Source organism: Pseudohaemophilus parahaemolyticus, from assembly GCF_938021905.1.
GTDB classification, from domain to species: Bacteria; Pseudomonadota; Gammaproteobacteria; order Enterobacterales; family Pasteurellaceae; genus Haemophilus_A; species Haemophilus_A parahaemolyticus_B.
Map to the genome: position 1 here is coordinate 1 of NZ_CALIFA010000029.1, position 16,101 is coordinate 16,101.

15 protein-coding genes are annotated in these 16,101 nt (G+C 39.5%); 10 read left to right on the forward strand and 5 right to left on the reverse strand.

Annotated features, from left to right (window positions below):
- The first annotated feature begins 96 nt into the window (after positions 1–96).
- The 6 genes from QMF79_RS02365 to QMF79_RS02390 all read left to right on the forward strand — a co-directional run bounded on the left by QMF79_RS02365 (position 97) and on the right by QMF79_RS02390 (position 5,355).
- Positions 97–384 (forward strand): hypothetical protein, encoded by a 288-nt coding sequence (locus QMF79_RS02365; protein ID WP_005696509.1) that lies wholly within the window; start codon positions 97–99, stop codon positions 382–384.
- Positions 385–461: 77 nt separating this feature from the next.
- Positions 462–1,382, forward strand: a complete 921-nt coding sequence (locus tag QMF79_RS02370) for a DUF692 domain-containing protein (protein ID WP_005625701.1) — start codon at positions 462–464, stop codon at positions 1,380–1,382.
- Entirely contained in the window at positions 1,372–2,088 is a 717-nt protein-coding gene (locus QMF79_RS02375) for a DNA-binding domain-containing protein (protein WP_281772619.1), read from the forward strand. The genes QMF79_RS02370 and QMF79_RS02375 overlap by 11 nt, the downstream gene beginning before the upstream one ends.
- Positions 2,089–2,283: 195 nt before the next feature.
- On the forward strand, positions 2,284–3,246 hold the full coding sequence (gene cmoB, locus QMF79_RS02380) for a tRNA 5-methoxyuridine(34)/uridine 5-oxyacetic acid(34) synthase CmoB (RefSeq protein ID WP_281772620.1): 963 nt from the start codon (positions 2,284–2,286) through the stop codon (positions 3,244–3,246).
- A gap of 44 nt (positions 3,247–3,290) precedes the next feature.
- Positions 3,291–4,595 carry a 3-phosphoshikimate 1-carboxyvinyltransferase gene (aroA, locus tag QMF79_RS02385; protein WP_281772621.1) on the forward strand — a complete coding sequence of 435 codons (1,305 nt, stop codon included), beginning with the start codon at positions 3,291–3,293 and terminating at the stop codon, positions 4,593–4,595.
- A 154-nt stretch (positions 4,596–4,749) separates the two neighbouring features.
- Entirely contained in the window at positions 4,750–5,355 is a 606-nt protein-coding gene (locus tag QMF79_RS02390) for a TIGR04211 family SH3 domain-containing protein (protein ID WP_040216775.1), read from the forward strand.
- 37 nt (positions 5,356–5,392) lie between these two features.
- On the opposite strand, the gene QMF79_RS02395 is transcribed toward QMF79_RS02390, so the two are convergent.
- On the reverse strand, positions 5,393–6,313 hold the full coding sequence (locus QMF79_RS02395; RefSeq protein ID WP_281772622.1) for a Slam-dependent surface lipoprotein: 921 nt from the start codon (positions 6,311–6,313) through the stop codon (positions 5,393–5,395).
- 127 nt (positions 6,314–6,440) lie between these two features.
- Here QMF79_RS02395 and QMF79_RS02400 point away from each other — a divergent pair, with 127 nt between their 5' ends.
- Positions 6,441–6,806: a helix-turn-helix domain-containing protein gene (locus tag QMF79_RS02400; protein ID WP_005705666.1), complete on the forward strand. Its 366-nt coding sequence runs from the start codon at positions 6,441–6,443 to the stop codon at positions 6,804–6,806.
- A gap of 124 nt (positions 6,807–6,930) precedes the next feature.
- Here QMF79_RS02400 and QMF79_RS02405 read toward each other — a convergent pair whose 3' ends face one another.
- Both QMF79_RS02405 and argA read right to left on the reverse strand, forming a co-directional pair.
- Entirely contained in the window at positions 6,931–8,088 is a 1,158-nt protein-coding gene (locus tag QMF79_RS02405) for a chorismate mutase (RefSeq protein ID WP_281772623.1), read from the reverse strand.
- A 114-nt stretch (positions 8,089–8,202) separates the two neighbouring features.
- The gene (gene argA / locus QMF79_RS02410) at positions 8,203–9,513 is read right to left on the reverse strand and encodes an amino-acid N-acetyltransferase (protein WP_281772624.1); all 1,311 of its coding nucleotides are present in this window, start codon (positions 9,511–9,513) and stop codon (positions 8,203–8,205) included.
- Positions 9,514–9,704: 191 nt separating this feature from the next.
- Here argA and dapA point away from each other — a divergent pair, with 191 nt between their 5' ends.
- From dapA to dxs, 3 genes are all read left to right on the forward strand, one after another.
- A complete protein-coding gene (gene dapA, locus QMF79_RS02415) occupies positions 9,705–10,595 on the forward strand; it encodes a 4-hydroxy-tetrahydrodipicolinate synthase (protein ID WP_111426985.1) in 891 nt (296 codons plus the stop codon).
- Positions 10,596–10,727: 132 nt separating this feature from the next.
- A complete protein-coding gene (suhB, locus tag QMF79_RS02420) occupies positions 10,728–11,537 on the forward strand; it encodes an inositol-1-monophosphatase (RefSeq protein ID WP_281772625.1) in 810 nt (269 codons plus the stop codon).
- Positions 11,538–11,597: 60 nt separating this feature from the next.
- The gene (gene dxs / locus QMF79_RS02425; protein ID WP_281772626.1) at positions 11,598–13,451 is read left to right on the forward strand and encodes a 1-deoxy-D-xylulose-5-phosphate synthase; all 1,854 of its coding nucleotides are present in this window, start codon (positions 11,598–11,600) and stop codon (positions 13,449–13,451) included.
- A 64-nt stretch (positions 13,452–13,515) separates the two neighbouring features.
- On the opposite strand, the gene QMF79_RS02430 is transcribed toward dxs, so the two are convergent.
- Together QMF79_RS02430 and QMF79_RS02435 are read right to left on the reverse strand one after the other, a co-directional pair.
- Positions 13,516–14,340 (reverse strand): 5'-nucleotidase, lipoprotein e(P4) family, encoded by an 825-nt coding sequence (locus tag QMF79_RS02430; RefSeq protein ID WP_281772627.1) that lies wholly within the window; start codon positions 14,338–14,340, stop codon positions 13,516–13,518.
- A 110-nt stretch (positions 14,341–14,450) separates the two neighbouring features.
- The gene (locus QMF79_RS02435) at positions 14,451–16,079 is read right to left on the reverse strand and encodes an FAD-binding protein (protein ID WP_111426981.1); all 1,629 of its coding nucleotides are present in this window, start codon (positions 16,077–16,079) and stop codon (positions 14,451–14,453) included.
- Positions 16,080–16,101 lie beyond the last annotated feature (22 nt).

The following is a 16,101-nucleotide window of genomic DNA, read 5'->3' on the forward strand; positions in this document are numbered from 1 at the left end:
TCTCTTTAGACACGCTTATTAAGAAGGTTTATCCAACTAAAAGCTGGTTGAAATTCCTCTAACTATATATTCAATATCAAACTCTAGGAGATTTAAATGAAAAAATTATCCACTTTAGCCGCATTAGCAGGAGCATTAACGATGACAGTAGCTACTGTTGCACACGCTGAGCCAAAATCAAGCAGTACAGATAAAGCTGCAACACCTTGTGTGGGTGATAAATGTGTGAAAACAAAAGCTGCAGAAGGTAAATGCGGAGAAGGCAAATGTGGTGCAAACGAAACGAAAGCCGCAGAAGGTAAATGTGGTGAAGGTAAATGCGGTGCGAGCAAACCAAAAGCTGCAGAAGGTAAATGTGGTGAAGGTAAATGCGGTTCTAAATAATCGTATTTAAATCTAGATGCCATACATAACACTGGTGTAATTCTACGCCAGTGTTGTATTAAAAGGAGTAAATAATTATGTTACAAGGTGCAGGATTAGGGTATCGTCGAGATTTAGCGGATGATTTTTTGAATTTATCATCAAATAATGCGATTCAGTTTATGGAAGTTGCTCCAGAAAATTGGGTAAAAATGGGAGGAGCTGCTCGTTATAAATTTGATCAAGCCGCTGAAAGATATCCACTTGCGGTACACGGACTATCACTTTCATTAGGCGGGCAAGCACCACTTGATCGCGAGTTATTAAAAAATACTAAAGCATTAATGACTCAATATAATTCGACATTTTTTTCTGAACATTTGAGTTATTGTGAATGTGAAGGGCATTTATATGATTTATTACCTATGCCATTTACAGAAGAAGCTGTAAAACACGTAGCACAGAGAATCCGCTATGTGCAAGATTTTTTAGGATTACAAATTTCATTAGAAAACACCTCTTATTATTTACACTCTCCCACCAGCACAATGAATGAAGTAGAATTTTTAAATGCTATTGCACAAGAAGCGGATTGTGGTATTCATTTAGATGTGAATAATATTTATGTAAATGGCGTCAATCACGGTTTACTTGATCCTTATGTTTTTTTAGATCAAGTAGATGTGAAACGTGTCAATTACATTCATATTGCAGGACACGACGAAGAACATTCTGCCGCACAAGTTGTGGAGGATTTAGAAGGAGAATCATTTAATAAAATAAAAGGGGCATATCGCTATTTACCAGAGTTATTAATTGATACACACGGTGAGGCAGTAAAAGGTACTGTGTGGGATTTATTAGAATATGCCTATCAACGACTACCTGTCATTCCGCCAACATTATTAGAGCGTGATTTCAATTTCCCTCCATTTGCAGAACTTTATGCTGAAGTTGAACATATTGCACAACTACAGCAAAAATATGCTCAAAAAGAGGTAATATCCTATGCAGCCTAAACCTTCGCTTATTGAAACACAAAAAGCACTTGCCACAGCAGTTCGATTGGCTCATGCTCAACCTCTAAATGGTTATGCTCCGAATCGCCTTGCTGTTTATGCTCGCTTAGTTCGAAATAACATCTTTGGTTTTATTGACCGTTGTTTTGTTGAAGCACCTAAACACGTTTCTGCTGAGAGTTGGTCTCAGACAAAAGAAACGTTTGTATTAACAGGAAAATCACATTCGCCTTATTTTCAAGATATTGCTGGAGAATTTCTCTTATTTTGTCAAGAAAAAGAGAGTTTTGATGCCAATATACTGGCATTGATGGATTTTGAAAATACACAATTACTTGCAGAAGTTTCTTTAGCAAAAGTACCTGAAAAATTTGAGTGGAATAAGTATAGCGTAATGCAGTTATCTGATGCAGCTTATTTAAAAAGCTATGAAGTCGATTTTTTATCAAGCGATTTTAAACAATTTGATGAAAACCCTATGCAAGCTGTTATATGGCGGGATAGCGATTTTAATATTCTGCAACAACGCTTATCTGAACTTGACTTTTGGCTATTAAGTTATATACAAGAACAACCTTCGTCTTTAGAAGAGGTATTATCTGCCTTAAATACTGTAGTTGAAGATAGCACCCCCTTAATTCCATTATTGGAAAACACTTGGGTGAATTGGATTAATGCTGAAGTGCTTTATCCTAAAGAGGGATAAATTTTGGTTCAGAAAAACGTATCCCAATATGAGATAGGTGAAAAAAATATCTTTTTCACCTAATTTTTATTAGGGCAATAGCTTATCACGCCTTAACGTCATTTCTTCCCAGAACTTACTTACAAGTGGTAATTTTTTTAGCTTTTCTAACAAAGTTTGTTAAAATGCCTTATTCTTTTTTACGCTTGATTCTATATGATAGACTTCCGTCCTTTTTATAAACAAATTGCCACCTCAAACCTCTCTGCGTGGCTTGAAACCCTTCCCGCACAGCTCAAAGCGTGGGAAAAAACCACCCACGGTGACTATGCCAAATGGGCAAAAATTGTCGATTTTATGCCAAATTCAACCGCTTGCATTAACCTGAAAGATAAAGTGGAATCCATTCCAACCGAACCGCTTTCAGCAGGTGAAACCCAACGCATTACCCATCACTTAAAACAGCTGATGCCATGGCGAAAAGGCCCCTATCACCTGCACGGTATTCATATTGATACGGAATGGCGTTCTGACTTTAAATGGGAACGTGTATTACCTCATCTAGCACCATTAAAAGACCGTACAATTTTAGATGTAGGTTGTGGCAGTGGTTATCATATGTGGCGAATGGTGGGCGAAGGAGCAAAAATGGTGGTGGGAATTGACCCAACTGAGCTGTTCCTTTGCCAATTTGAAGTCGTACGGAAATTGCTTGGTAATGATCGCCGTGCGAATTTGATTCCACTTGGTATTGAACAAATGCAACCACTTGCTGCCTTTGATACCGTTTTTTCAATGGGCGTGCTGTATCATCGCAAATCTCCGCTTGATCATCTTTCACAGCTCAAAGCCCAACTGGTCAAAGGCGGGGAATTGGTACTAGAAACGCTGGTCATTGATGGCGATATGAACACTTGCCTTGTGCCTGCCGACCGCTATGCGAAAATGAAAAATGTCTATTTTATTCCGTCCGTGCCGTGCCTGATTAATTGGCTGGAAAAAATTGGCTTTAAAAATGTGAGATGTGTCGATCAAGCTGTTACCACGCTTGAAGAACAACGAAGAACAGATTGGCTTGAAAATGAAAGTTTGGTCGATTTCTTAGATCCAACCGACCACAGCAAGACTATCGAAGGTTTACCTGCTCCAAAACGTGCAGTGATTTTGGCGAATGCTTAGTTTATAATCTTGATACTTAAAATAACAAACACAACGGAACCTTTATGACACAATTAGAACAAATTACTCTTAAACCAATCGCTCGCGTAGAAGGTGAAATCAATTTACCTGGCTCAAAAAGCCTTTCAAATCGTGCTTTGCTGCTCGCAGCCCTCGCACACGGCACAACCCAAGTAACTAACTTGCTCAATAGCGACGACATCCGCCATATGCTCAATGCTTTAAAGGCATTGGGTGTAAGCTATCAACTTTCCGATGATAAAACCACCTGCACAATCGAAGGCGTAGGTGGAGCTTTTAATTGGCAAAATGGCTTATCGCTCTTTTTAGGAAATGCAGGCACAGCAATGCGTCCGTTAACCGCTGCACTTTGTTTAAAAGGAAAACACGATGCAGAAGTGATTTTAACAGGCGAACCGCGTATGAAAGAACGTCCAATTCAGCACTTAGTTGATGCACTACAACAAGTGGGGGCTGATGTGCGTTATTTAGAAAATATCGGCTACCCGCCAATTGCAATCCGCAATAAAGGTTTGCAAGGTGGCAAAGTGAAAATTGATGGTTCGATTTCTAGTCAATTCTTAACCGCGTTATTGATGGCTGCTCCACTTGCAGAGGGTGATATGGAGATTGAAATTATTGGTGATCTGGTTTCAAAACCTTACATAGACATCACGCTTGCGATGATGAAAGATTTTGGCGTAACCGTTGAAAACCAACACTACCAAACCTTCTTAGTAAAAGGCAATCAGCGTTATATTTCGCCTGAAAAATACTTAGTCGAAGGCGATGCGTCTTCTGCGTCTTATTTCTTAGCAGCAGGGGCGATTAAAGGTAATGTAAAAGTTACCGGCATTGGTAAAAATTCTATTCAAGGCGACCGCTTGTTTGCTGATGTGTTAGAGAAAATGGGGGCAAAAATCACTTGGGGCGACGATTTTATCCAAGCGGAACAGGGAGATTTACACGGGATTGATATGGATATGAATCATATTCCCGATGCTGCAATGACCATTGCTACCACGGCTCTGTTTGCTCAAGGCGAAACCGTAATCCGTAATATCTACAACTGGCGTGTGAAAGAAACTGACCGCTTAACTGCAATGGCAACCGAACTACGTAAAATAGGGGCGGAAGTGGAAGAAGGAGAAGATTTTATCCGAATTCAACCGCTTGCATTGGAGCATTTCAAACATGCGGAAATCGCAACCTATAACGATCACCGTATGGCGATGTGTTTCTCACTCATTGCGTTATCCAATACACCAGTAACAATTTTAGATCCAAAATGCACCGCCAAAACATTCCCAACCTATTTTGCAGAATTGGAGAAGTTATCAATCAGATAACAAAGAAAGAGGAATAACCTCTTTAGGTTATTCTCTTTTAGTAAATACAAAGTTTATAAATCCCCAGACTTTTCCTTAAATTATTTATAAACTATTTTTGATAAAAAGAGTCAGTAAAAGTAGCTTATAAATAATATGATCATTAGGACTTATTATGTCAAAAAAATTAAAAACATTTCTTCTTGCCTCTTTATTATTAACTTCTTCTTTACCTGTTTTTTCGACTGATTATATTACTGAAAATCTAAGCACTTATATGCGTAAAGGTGCGGGAGATCAATACAAAATCTCAGGTTCAATCCAAGCAGGTGAAAAAATTACTCTCTTAGATCGTAAAGACCGATTTGTACTCATTCGTGATAGCCGTAACCGTGAAGGTTGGGTTTTAGCCTCCGAAATCTCACAAACTGCAAGCCCTAAGGAGCTAATTCCCCAATTACAACAACAAGTACAAGATCTTAGTGGAAGGTTAAGCCGTATTGATAACGACTGGCAACAACGTACAATCGAAATGCAGAGACGTAGTAATGTCGCAGAAAAACAAACAAGTGATTTGCTTGCCGAAAATGCACAATTAAAACGTGAAATTGAGGTACTAAAAAATAAGAATCGCAGTCTAGAAACAATGCAAGATAGCGAAAAACGGGCAATAGCCATTCAATATTTTATCTATGGTGGAGTTGTGCTCATTGCTGGCTTAATCTTAGGACTACTGATGCCATATATCCTGCCTCGTCGTAAACGTAATGGATGGGCTTAAAATAAATAAAGGGAGCATCTGCTCCCTTTATTTTAAGTTATTTTATCTGTTCAGCACTAAAACTGGTATTTAAGTCTTTTAACTCTTCTGAAAATGTTGCTTTACCCGCAACCTCTTCTGCTCTTGGTCCGTAGAATTTACCTTCATACTCGCCTTTTCGAGTCATCAAAATATGATTCTCTCCCGCAACGGCTTCACCTTTAAATCCATTACCTTGAATATCAGCCTCTTTTAGCGAAATATTTCGACGTAAACCATCAATTTTTAGTTCACCTTTAATTTTTTTATTTTCAAAATCCGCTATTAGCTCTGTCGTCCCAATATTTTTAACTTGAGCTGTCACGTTATCGTAACGGCTTGCATTACCTTTATAAGTAACTATACCACTTTTAGGAATACTAGACTCTGGTGTTTCATCACCAAAATAGAAAATATCACGTTCTGGATTTTGCGTCGCATTATAAAGAGAAACGATCGCCTTAGATAAGCCAAAGCCTGTTAAACCACCTATTGCTCCAACTTTATCTGCTAATTTAAGTACTGTATTTCCTACAATTATTTTACCTAGTCCGCTATCTTTTGATTTCATTAATGCCCCATTAAAAGAATATGCCCGATTATAGCCAGATAACTGTGCAATTTCTTTACCATTTTGATCTAAGACGGGTTCTTTATTAATTTCGCCTTTTATAAAATCATTTTTATTCAAAGAAACACCGGTATCCTTTAGCTTAATATCGGGTTTCGACACTGTCGCAACTGGCGTTGACTGATTTGATGTAGTGCCTTGAGTTTGTTTAGACGGAGCAGCTTCTTGTGTCGCAGGTTTGTTTTGGGATGAATTATTTATAGTCGGTGTTTGTGTAGCTGTAGGAATTGAAATGGAAGGCTTGCTACCACTAGAACCACAAGCGGTTAATATCAATGATAAAGCAATGGCTAAAGATGTTTTTTTCATTATGATTTCCTCAAGAGTTGGATTAAAAATTGTTGAAATGATATACTCACGCCAATTTAAAAACCATTAACTAAGTGTATGAAAAACCATACTTTTAGTTATGAATATTTTACTTAGAGAATCTAGTATGGAAATCCACGATAAAATTCGAGTCATGAGAGAAATCAACCAATGGTCACAGGAAGAAATGGCTGAAAAGCTTGAAATGTCACCAGCAGGTTACGCAAAAATTGAGCACGGAAAAACGAATCTAACAGTTGATAAACTTAAGCAAATTGCTCAAATATTTCATATTGATATTGTGGAATTAATCTCTTCTCAAGATAAATCTTTTTTCTTTACCATTGGAGACCATTCAAATAATGGTTGTTCTTTTGGTTCAAATAGTATTCTAGCGATGGAAAATGAGAAACTTAAATTATTATTAGATGCAAAAGAGAATGAAATTATTGCATTAAAAGAGATCATTGAATTGCTTAAAACAAAAAAATAAAGTGATTAATATTATTTCAACATAGGGCAGAGTTTTCTCTGCCCTAAATCACTATATAAGATATATCATAGAGTAGTGAATAAGTAATATGCTTTATTTATATACCTATTACTAATCAATTTTTCTAAATCTTTACTGGCTCAATAATCTCGCTTGGATAACAGCCTAACACTTTTAAGAAACTAGTTACAGCTTTTAATGCTTCTAACGCTTTTTGTGTGTTTTCGTTGTGCATATTGGTTTCCAGTTCAACATAGAACATCTCTTCCCACGGCTTGCCATAGATTGGGCGAGATTCTAATTTCAGCATACGAATGCCAAACTGTTTGAATACGACTAACGCATCGACTAAAGCACCTGCTTGTTGTGTCGTCGTCATCAATAGCAACGTTTTAGTTTGCACTTGTGGAGAAACTTTTACCGCCTCTTTTGCCACTACAATAAAGCGAGTAATGTTATTCACTTGGTTAGCGATTTCCGATTTAATACTGCTTAAGCCGTAAAGTTTACCGCCATCCTCATTGCCAATGGCTGCCACGTTTGGTTTGTTTAAGCGAGCAACCATCTGCATTGCGTGTGAGCTACTTTCACAATATTTGATATGCACACGGTCAAGGCTTTGAATAAATTGGCTACATTGCTGAGCGGGTTGTGAGTGAGTGTAAATGGTGTCAATTTCAGCTAAATCTATATTACCATTTGCCAACAAACAATGTTTGATTGGATAAGCCAATTCGCCCACTAACGCCAATTCAGTGTGTTGTAATAAGTCATAAACTTCGTTGATTGAACCTGAAGTCGTATTTTCCAACGGTAATACACCGAAATCAGCTTCGCCATTTTCCACTTTGGCAAAAATCTCATCAAATGAGGCACAATTTAGTTCTACCAAATTGCCTTGATATTTCTTCGCAAATTGGCGAGCCGCCATATTCGAATAAGAACCACGCATCCCTAAAAAGGCAATGGAAAGGCTCTCTTCTTTTTGCTCATTCAATTTATTTTGTAGGTAATGTTGCTGAGTCAGCACAGAATCTTCAATAATGCGTTGGAATATTTGGGTCACATATTGCGGATCGAGCTGGTAATTTTCAGACTCAGCAAAATTTACAAGCTCCTGTAAAAGCTCTTTTTCACGAACGACATCACGAAGTGGTTTTTGAGTAATCTCTTTGCTACGCACTACATCAAACGCCAATCGATGACGTTCTGATAATAGCTTTAAAATATGGCGGTCAAGACTGGTAATTTGTGTGCGGATATTGGTTAGGTCTAGGGACATAATTTTTCTCATAATCTCATAAAAATAATTGGATTATAATGATTTCAGCGTTAAAGAAAAGTAACAAATAAAGATAACACCAACAAAGACAAATTCAGTTTCGCCATGTCCATTTTATACAATATTCAATACTAATACCCGCGATTTCCGTTGATGATCATAATGCTCACGTTTATACGCAGGCAAATCTTCTGTGCCTTTAATCTCAAACCCTCGTTCTTGAAACCATTGTGTTGTGCGAGTAGTAAGCACAAAGAGTTTTTCAATGCCCATTTGAATAGCACGGCGTTTAATCGCTTCTAATAATACATCGCCACGGGAAGAATCACGGTAGTCTGGATGCACAGCCACACACGCCATTTCTGCCATTTTTTCGTTTAAATAAGGGTTCAAAGCCGCACAAGCAATCACAATACCATCACGCTCAATAATGGTATAACGGCTGATTTCAACTTCCAATTGCTCACGCGAACGTTTTACCAAAATACCTTGCTCTTCAAGCGGTCGAATGAGGTTGAGTAAGCCAGGAATATCGTGCGAAGTTGCAATACGGATATGCTCTGAACTCTCTTCTGAAAGCTGCGTACCTATACCATCACGAGAGAAAAGTTCTTGCAAGAGCGAGCCATCTTCCTTGTAGCTTAACAAATGAGAGCGTTTAATTCCTGCATACGAAACTTCAATCGCAGCTTGCAAGAAACGGGCAGCAGAATTGTGGTAATCGTTATTCTCAATAAATTTATTGAGGTAGCGTTTTGCTTCCCGTGGATGAATGTCAGAAATCACTTCACCCTTTTCATCCAGCAAACCTTGCTCACCACAAAAGCCAATCAACTTATCCGCTTTGAGTTTAATTGCCACTTGAGTTGCAATTTCTTCAAAGGGTAGATTAAACATCTCGCCCGTAACGGAGGGAGCAATCGGCCCAATGACAACAATGGCATCTTGCTCTAGCTGCTGCTGAATGCTTTCAACATTGATGCGACGAATTTTACCGCTTAAGCCAAAATCAACTCCATCAATTACGCCAAGAGGTTGAGCCAGAATCGCGTTACTGCTGACCACATTTAGTACGGGAGAGTTTGGCAGACGAAGAGAGAGTTTGGAGAAAATATCATAATGCAAACCGCCTACTGCTTGCTTAACGTATTCCAGCGAACTAGGATCTGTCACACGAATATGGTTGTGGTAATGCGACAAGCGATTGTTTTTTGCCAATAATTCGTCAATTTGCAGCCGTCCGCCAAACACAATCACGAGCTTAATGCCAAGGCTATGCAATAAGCTGACATCATTGGCGATACTCACAAAATTAGAATGAGCAATTGCATTGCCGTCTAGCATAATGACGAACGTTTTGCCTCTATGCATATTCACATAGGGTGTGGATTGTCTAAACCATTGGACTAATTCAGTATTACGCATAAGATTTCCTCTCAAATTTTACGAGTAGTTATACATTAAACTGCATATTTATGCAAATTTAACGAATTTAAAATCAAACTCAACAAACTCGAAAATAAATTCTCTATTTTTGAAAAAAAAACTTGCATATTTTTAAGTATTTTTGCAATCTATGAAAGCAAGCCAATCATAATAAAAACAGGAGTCGAATTATGGCAATGCCTTTATTTCACGGTAGTATTGTAGCACTGATTACCCCAATGACACACGGTGAGGTGAACTACGAAGAATTAAAAAAATTAGTAGAATATCACGTTCAAGCTGGTACGCACGGGATTGTTTCAGTAGGTACAACGGGAGAATCTACTACGTTAAGCATCGATGAAAATGTGAAAGTGATTAAGAAAACCGTTGAATTTGCTGATGGTCGTATTCCTATTATTGCAGGCACAGGCTCAAACGCAACTAGTGAAGCGGTTACAATGACTAAATTACTTGCAAACAGTGGCGTGGCTGGCTGTTTAAGTGTAGTGCCTTACTATAACAAACCAACTCAAGAAGGGATGTATCAACATTATAAAGCGATTGCCGAATCAACCGATTTACCACAAATTTTATATAATGTACCAGGTCGTACAGGCAGCGATTTAAAACCTGAAACTATTGGTCGCTTGTCAAAAATTGAAAATATTGTTGGCGTAAAAGAAGCTACAGGCGACTTAAGTCGATTACCGCTCATTAAAGAATTAGCTGGTAAGGATTTCATTTTCTTAAGCGGTGATGATGCAACAGGTTTAGCGTCAATGAAATTAGGCGGTCAAGGTGTTATTTCTGTAACCAATAACGTAGCAGCTGCTGATATGGCGAAAATGTGTGAGTTAGCTTTAGCGGGCAAATTTGAAGAAGCAGAGGCGATTAACCAACGCTTAAATGTACTACACCATGATTTATTTGTGGAAGCAAACCCAATTCCTGTGAAATGGGCAGCTTATAAATTAGGCTTAGTGAGTGAACCAAACTTACGTTTGCCATTAACGACTCTCTCTGAAGAAGCTCAACCAAAAGTGTTAGCAGCTTTAAAACAAGCGGGTTTAATTGCATAATTTTAGTAAGGCGGGCTTTAGTCCGCCATTTTTGTAAATTTTCCGTTAAAAACCACCGCTTTTCATTCCTCTCCCGCTTTTTTTATACTATAATTCGCCATCTTTCTTCGTTCTTTAAAATCTGGTGGAAATATGAATCCAATGTTAAACATTGCTATTCGTGCAGCACGAAAAGCAGGCAATATTATTGCAAAAGGTTATGAGCAAGCACCTCAAGATACTGAAGTGGCTCGTAAAGGCTCAAACGACTATGTAACTGAAATCGATAAAGCCGCAGAAGCAGCAATTATCGAAGTTATCAAAAAATCTTATCCTGATCACGCTATCGTTGCGGAAGAGTCAGGCATTGTTGAAGGTAAAGATAACAGCGTGCAATGGGTGATTGATCCATTAGATGGCACAACTAACTTCGTAAAACGTTTACCGCATTTCTGTGTTTCTATTGCTGTTCGCGAGAATGGTCGCACAACGGTTGGCGTAGTTTACGATCCTATCCGTAATGAACTTTTCACTAGCGTACGCGGTGAAGGGGCAAAATTAAATGAATTCCGTTTACGTGTTGATACAAGCCGTCGTGATTTAAACGGCACCGTGCTTGCAACAGGTTTCCCATTCAAAAATCCAAAACATCGTCCTGCACATTTAAATATGCTTGAAGGCTTAATGAACAATGGCGTAGCAGATTTCCGCCGTACGGGTTCAGCAGCGTTAGATTTAGCTTATGTTGCAGCAAACCGTGTCGATGGTTTCTTTGAAATCGGCTTAAAACCTTGGGATTGTGCTGCTGGTGAGCTGATCGCTCGTGAAGCGGGTGCAATCGTAACCAACTTTGTAGGTGGCACAGATTACTTAAAATCAGGCAACCTTGTTGTTGGTCAAGCTCGTGTTGTGAAAGAGATTTTAAGCACCATTCAACCTGTATTAACAGAAGATCTTAAATAAGCCAGATAAGCGGTCGAAAGCCGTTTCATCTTTACATTACGCCCAAATGGATTATCTTTTATGCAAAAATCATACCCTTTGCTAAGCCAAATCAATTCGCCTGAAGATTTGCGTTTGCTAAATAAAGATCAATTACAACCGCTTGCAGACGAATTGCGTGCTTATTTGCTTGAATGTGTAAGCCAGTCAAGCGGGCATTTAGCGTCAGGGTTGGGCGTGGTTGAACTTACTGTTGCCTTACATTATGTTTATCAAACGCCGTTTGATCAGCTCATTTGGGACGTAGGTCATCAAGCTTATCCGCATAAAATCCTTACAGGTCGTCGTGACCAAATCAAAACCATCCGCCAAAAAGATGGTATCCATCCTTTCCCTTGGCGTGAAGAGAGTATTTACGATGTATTAAGCGTAGGGCACTCTTCTACTTCGATCAGTGCGGGTTTAGGTATTGCAGTAGCAGCAGAAAAAGAGAACGCAGGGCGTAAAACCGTTTGTGTGATTGGAGATGGTGCAATTACCGCAGGAATGGCATTTGAAGCCTTAAACCATGCGGGTGCATTACATACTGATATGTTAGTTATCTTAAACGATAACGAGATGTCGATTTCCGAAAACGTGGGGGCGTTAAACAACCACCTCGCACGCATTTTCTCAGGTTCGCTTTATACTACCATGCGTGATGGCAGTAAGAAAATTCTGGATAAAGTGCCGACCATTAAAAACTTTATGAAGAAAAGCGAAGAGCATATGAAGGGCGTGATTTTCTCGCCTGAAAGTACGCTGTTCGAAGAACTTGGCTTCAATTACATTGGTCCAATTGACGGGCATAACATTGATGACTTGGTGAAAACGCTGGAAAATATGCGTGACCTAAAAGGTCCACAATTCTTGCACATTCGTACCAAAAAAGGCAAAGGCTATCAGCCTGCAGAAAACGACCCAATCGGTTTCCATGGCGTGCCAAAATTCGATCCTGAAAGCGGAAAATTACCAAAAACGAAAACCATCCCAACCTATTCGGATATTTTCGGTAATTGGTTATGTGAAATTGCAGAGCAAGATCCGAAACTTATCGGCATTACCCCTGCTATGCGTGAAGGCTCTGGAATGGTGGAATTTTCTAAACGCTTCCCAGAGCAATATTTCGATGTAGCCATTGCAGAACAACACGCGGTTACTTTTGCAACAGGACTTGCGATTGCAGGCTTTAAACCTGTGGTGGCAATTTATTCTAGCTTCTTGCAACGTGCTTACGATCAGTTAATTCACGATGTGGCAATTCAAAATCTCCCTGTCATTTTTGCGATTGACCGTGCGGGCATCGTGGGGGCGGATGGGCAAACCCACCAAGGGGCATTCGACTTAAGTTTTATGCGTTGTATTCCAAATATGACGATTATGACGCCATCAGACGAAAATGAAATGCGCCAGATGTTATTCACGGCTTATTCAATGAATACGCCAACAGCAGTGCGTTACCCACGTGGCAATGCTCAAGGTGTAGCATTACAGCCAATGCAAGCGTTGGAGGTAGGTAAAGGTCGTCTGATTCGAGAAGGTAAAAAAGTTGCGATTTTAAACTTTGGTACAATGTTACACGAAGCCCAAATCGTTGCAGAGCATAACGACTACACCCTTGCTGATATGCGTTTTGTAAAACCTATTGATGGCGATCTAATTACACAACTTGCAGATTCACACGATTTATTAGTAACCATTGAAGAAAACGCTATTCAAGGCGGTGCAGGCAGTGCGGTAAATGAATATTTGCAATCGTTCAACAAAATTAAACCGCTTGCAATGCTCGGTATTCCAGACTATTTCATCCCACAAGCAACACAACCAGAAGCTTATGCAGAAATTGGGTTAAATGCGGAAGGGATTGAACAGAAAATTCAGGCATTGTTGAGATAAACTCTATAAAAAACGGCTTAATAGTTTAAATATTAAGCCGTTTTTTATATTTCATTAGCGAAAACTACTTACCATCCCAAGCCTGGATTGCATCTAAGCGAGCTTTGATTTTGCTTTGAGCATCGCCTTTAAAATAGTCTTTGGCTAAACCACCTTCCCAGCCACCGTAGTTCGGGTTAGGTAATACGATGTAAGTTTTACCAAATTTTGCTTGGTTTTCTTTTACAAATGCACTGCGTTCTGCATTTAATTTACCGTACACTGTATCACCAAAGTCATCTAAGTTATCGCCTACATAAAGGACGATTTCATAGCCTTGTTTTTCAATTTCCGCAAAACGAGCAGCTTTCGCTGATTTATCTTTTTTCAAGTAAAGCACTGACTCGTCCACACCTTCAAAGCCTAAACGTTTCATATCGTCAATTGTACCTGCTTTTTCGGAGCTATCTTTACGGTTGGTTACATAGAACATTTTACCTTTGTGTGAATTAACATAGTTGTTAAATTCTACCGCACCAGGAACTGCACGAGATTGTCGAGCATCAACCCAGCGTGTCCAATCTTTACCATCAAACCCTTTATTATTTTGAACTTGCCAGCCAGCGTATGGGCTGTTGTCTAGCATCGTTTCGTCTAAATCTACTACCACCGCTTTTTTCTTACCTTTAGCTACTTTTGCATGATCAAAGGCAGTTTTAGCCGTGTTATAAGCTTGGTAGGCAAGCGCTTTATATTCGCCCGAATCTTGCATCCAGTTAATGCCCATTACTGCTTGTTGTTGCAATTGAGCTTCCGCGTGTGCTTTTGCATCCATTTGATGATGTGCACAACCTGTTAAGACTAATGCAGATAACGTCGCTAATACACTTACTTTTAAAGTCATTTTCATATTTTTTTCCTTCTGAAATTAAATGACAAATTAGACAAATAGAGAGGGTCTATATTTTCACGGGAATTTGCCAATGTTCCAAGTAGAAATGTTTGAATTTGTGATTTAGATCACATTTTTCCTTGAGAATCCGCCCGATAATGAGCCCCTCTACTCTCTTTCCGCACTAACATCGCATTCACCACTGCTTGAGCCGTTTTTAAGCCGTAGAAAATTTCAATACCTTGAAAATCAGCATTCGAGATTGGATCAAATGCTCGCTCCAAGCGCGCTAATTTTTCTTGTAATTTGCAAAGGTTCTCTTCAGTACGATAAACATTGGCGAATTTTGTCATTGCTTGGCGAATGTCGCTCAGCACTTGCGAAGCACTGAGCGTCGTATCTGCATTTTTATTATGTAAACGGTTTAATGCCTGTTCTGCAAAATTTTTGGCATTTTCAACCGCTTGTTCGTCTATCGTTGCATCTTGGCAAGCGGTTAAATCTTGCTCAATTTTTGCCATTGCACGTTTGGCAAACACTAAACTTCCGCCAACAGAATTGCCGCCCAAGCGGTTTGCTCCCTCAATACAAGAAGAGACTTCTCCCACTGCAAACAAGCCTTGCACCGCACTTTCTGCGTTGGTGTCAATTTCAATGCCTCCGTTGCAGCTGTGGGCGAATGGTGCAATCGACACGCGATCAGTTAATAAATCGATCCCCGCATCGGCTTTCAGCCAATCTAAATAAACGCGGTAGAATTCTGTTTGATCTTGGTAAAGTTTTGACGAATAGTGCAAATAAACGCCCTGTTCTTCTGGATTTTCGAGCAGATATTGCATAATGCGTAAGTCGAATTTTACGCAGTCAAAATCGACCGAAAATGGTGCGTAGGCACTGCGTTCAGCAACCATTTGGGCAAATTCTTCTGCCGATAAATCAGGGAATAATGAGTTTCCGTTTTTATCCGTTACCGCAGTGCAATATTTCAGCGTATGTTCACCAAACAGCACTTTGTATTTCGGGGCAATAAACGAAGGAATAAACTGAATAAACTCTAAATTGGTTAGCTTCGCACCCGCTTGCAAAGCAAGAAAATGGGTAGTTCCAATCACATCAGCAGGGTAAAGATTATCTTTATAAAGCCCAGCAATGCCACCACTGGCAAGAATAATCGCGGAAGTTTGCACGTAAAAATAAACGATTTTTCGACCGCTCTTTTCTGGAGGTTGGTAAGCAAAAACCGCCCCTACTACGCGATGATTTTCAGTTGCGATATGTACAAGGCTAGCATTTTCAAACAACGTCGTCGTATTTTGTTGAGCAATAATCGCCTCCGCATTTTTACGTGCTTTTTGCCATTCTTTAATCAGATAAATCGGGCGGGCGTGTTTGGCAAAACAAGCAGGGCGGTTATCGTTACGTTTCCACGGACAGAAGCCAATTTCATTCAATAATTCAACCGCTTGCGGTGAATCTTCAATATAGGCTTTGACGATTTCAGGATTGTTCATCCCTTGTGCAACACGTTCAATATCTTGCTGAAACAAGGCTTTATCACTCTCATCGCCTGTCACTTGAATGCCAAGGCTTGCTTTCAGTGGAAAAAAACTTGCCCCAGAACCAAGTTGGGTTTTAGTGATAAGAATGTGATTGATACTTTTTTTGTGGGCTTCAACGGAACAGCTCAAGCCACCAATGCCTGAGCCTACGATAAGGAGATCGGTTTTAAGGGTTTGGGTAATTTGGATGTTGGGCATTATAGATTTATCCTCTTATCTA

Bases quoted from the DNA above. Each gene is read 5' to 3' on its own strand.
- QMF79_RS02365 (WP_005696509.1), top strand. From the start codon at position 97: ATGAAAAAATTATCCACTTTAGCCGCATTAGCAGGAGCATTAACGATG.
- QMF79_RS02370 (WP_005625701.1), top strand. From the start codon at position 462: ATGTTACAAGGTGCAGGATTAGGGTATCGTCGAGATTTAGCGGATGAT.
- QMF79_RS02375 (WP_281772619.1), top strand. From the start codon at position 1,372: ATGCAGCCTAAACCTTCGCTTATTGAAACACAAAAAGCACTTGCCACA.
- cmoB (WP_281772620.1), top strand. From the start codon at position 2,284: ATGATAGACTTCCGTCCTTTTTATAAACAAATTGCCACCTCAAACCTC.
- aroA (WP_281772621.1), top strand. From the start codon at position 3,291: ATGACACAATTAGAACAAATTACTCTTAAACCAATCGCTCGCGTAGAA.
- QMF79_RS02390 (WP_040216775.1), top strand. From the start codon at position 4,750: ATGTCAAAAAAATTAAAAACATTTCTTCTTGCCTCTTTATTATTAACT.
- QMF79_RS02395 (WP_281772622.1), bottom strand. From the start codon at position 6,313: ATGAAAAAAACATCTTTAGCCATTGCTTTATCATTGATATTAACCGCT.
- QMF79_RS02400 (WP_005705666.1), top strand. From the start codon at position 6,441: ATGGAAATCCACGATAAAATTCGAGTCATGAGAGAAATCAACCAATGG.
- QMF79_RS02405 (WP_281772623.1), bottom strand. From the start codon at position 8,088: ATGTCCCTAGACCTAACCAATATCCGCACACAAATTACCAGTCTTGAC.
- argA (WP_281772624.1), bottom strand. From the start codon at position 9,513: ATGCGTAATACTGAATTAGTCCAATGGTTTAGACAATCCACACCCTAT.
- dapA (WP_111426985.1), top strand. From the start codon at position 9,705: ATGGCAATGCCTTTATTTCACGGTAGTATTGTAGCACTGATTACCCCA.
- suhB (WP_281772625.1), top strand. From the start codon at position 10,728: ATGAATCCAATGTTAAACATTGCTATTCGTGCAGCACGAAAAGCAGGC.
- dxs (WP_281772626.1), top strand. From the start codon at position 11,598: ATGCAAAAATCATACCCTTTGCTAAGCCAAATCAATTCGCCTGAAGAT.
- QMF79_RS02430 (WP_281772627.1), bottom strand. From the start codon at position 14,340: ATGAAAATGACTTTAAAAGTAAGTGTATTAGCGACGTTATCTGCATTA.
- QMF79_RS02435 (WP_111426981.1), bottom strand. From the start codon at position 16,079: ATGCCCAACATCCAAATTACCCAAACCCTTAAAACCGATCTCCTTATC.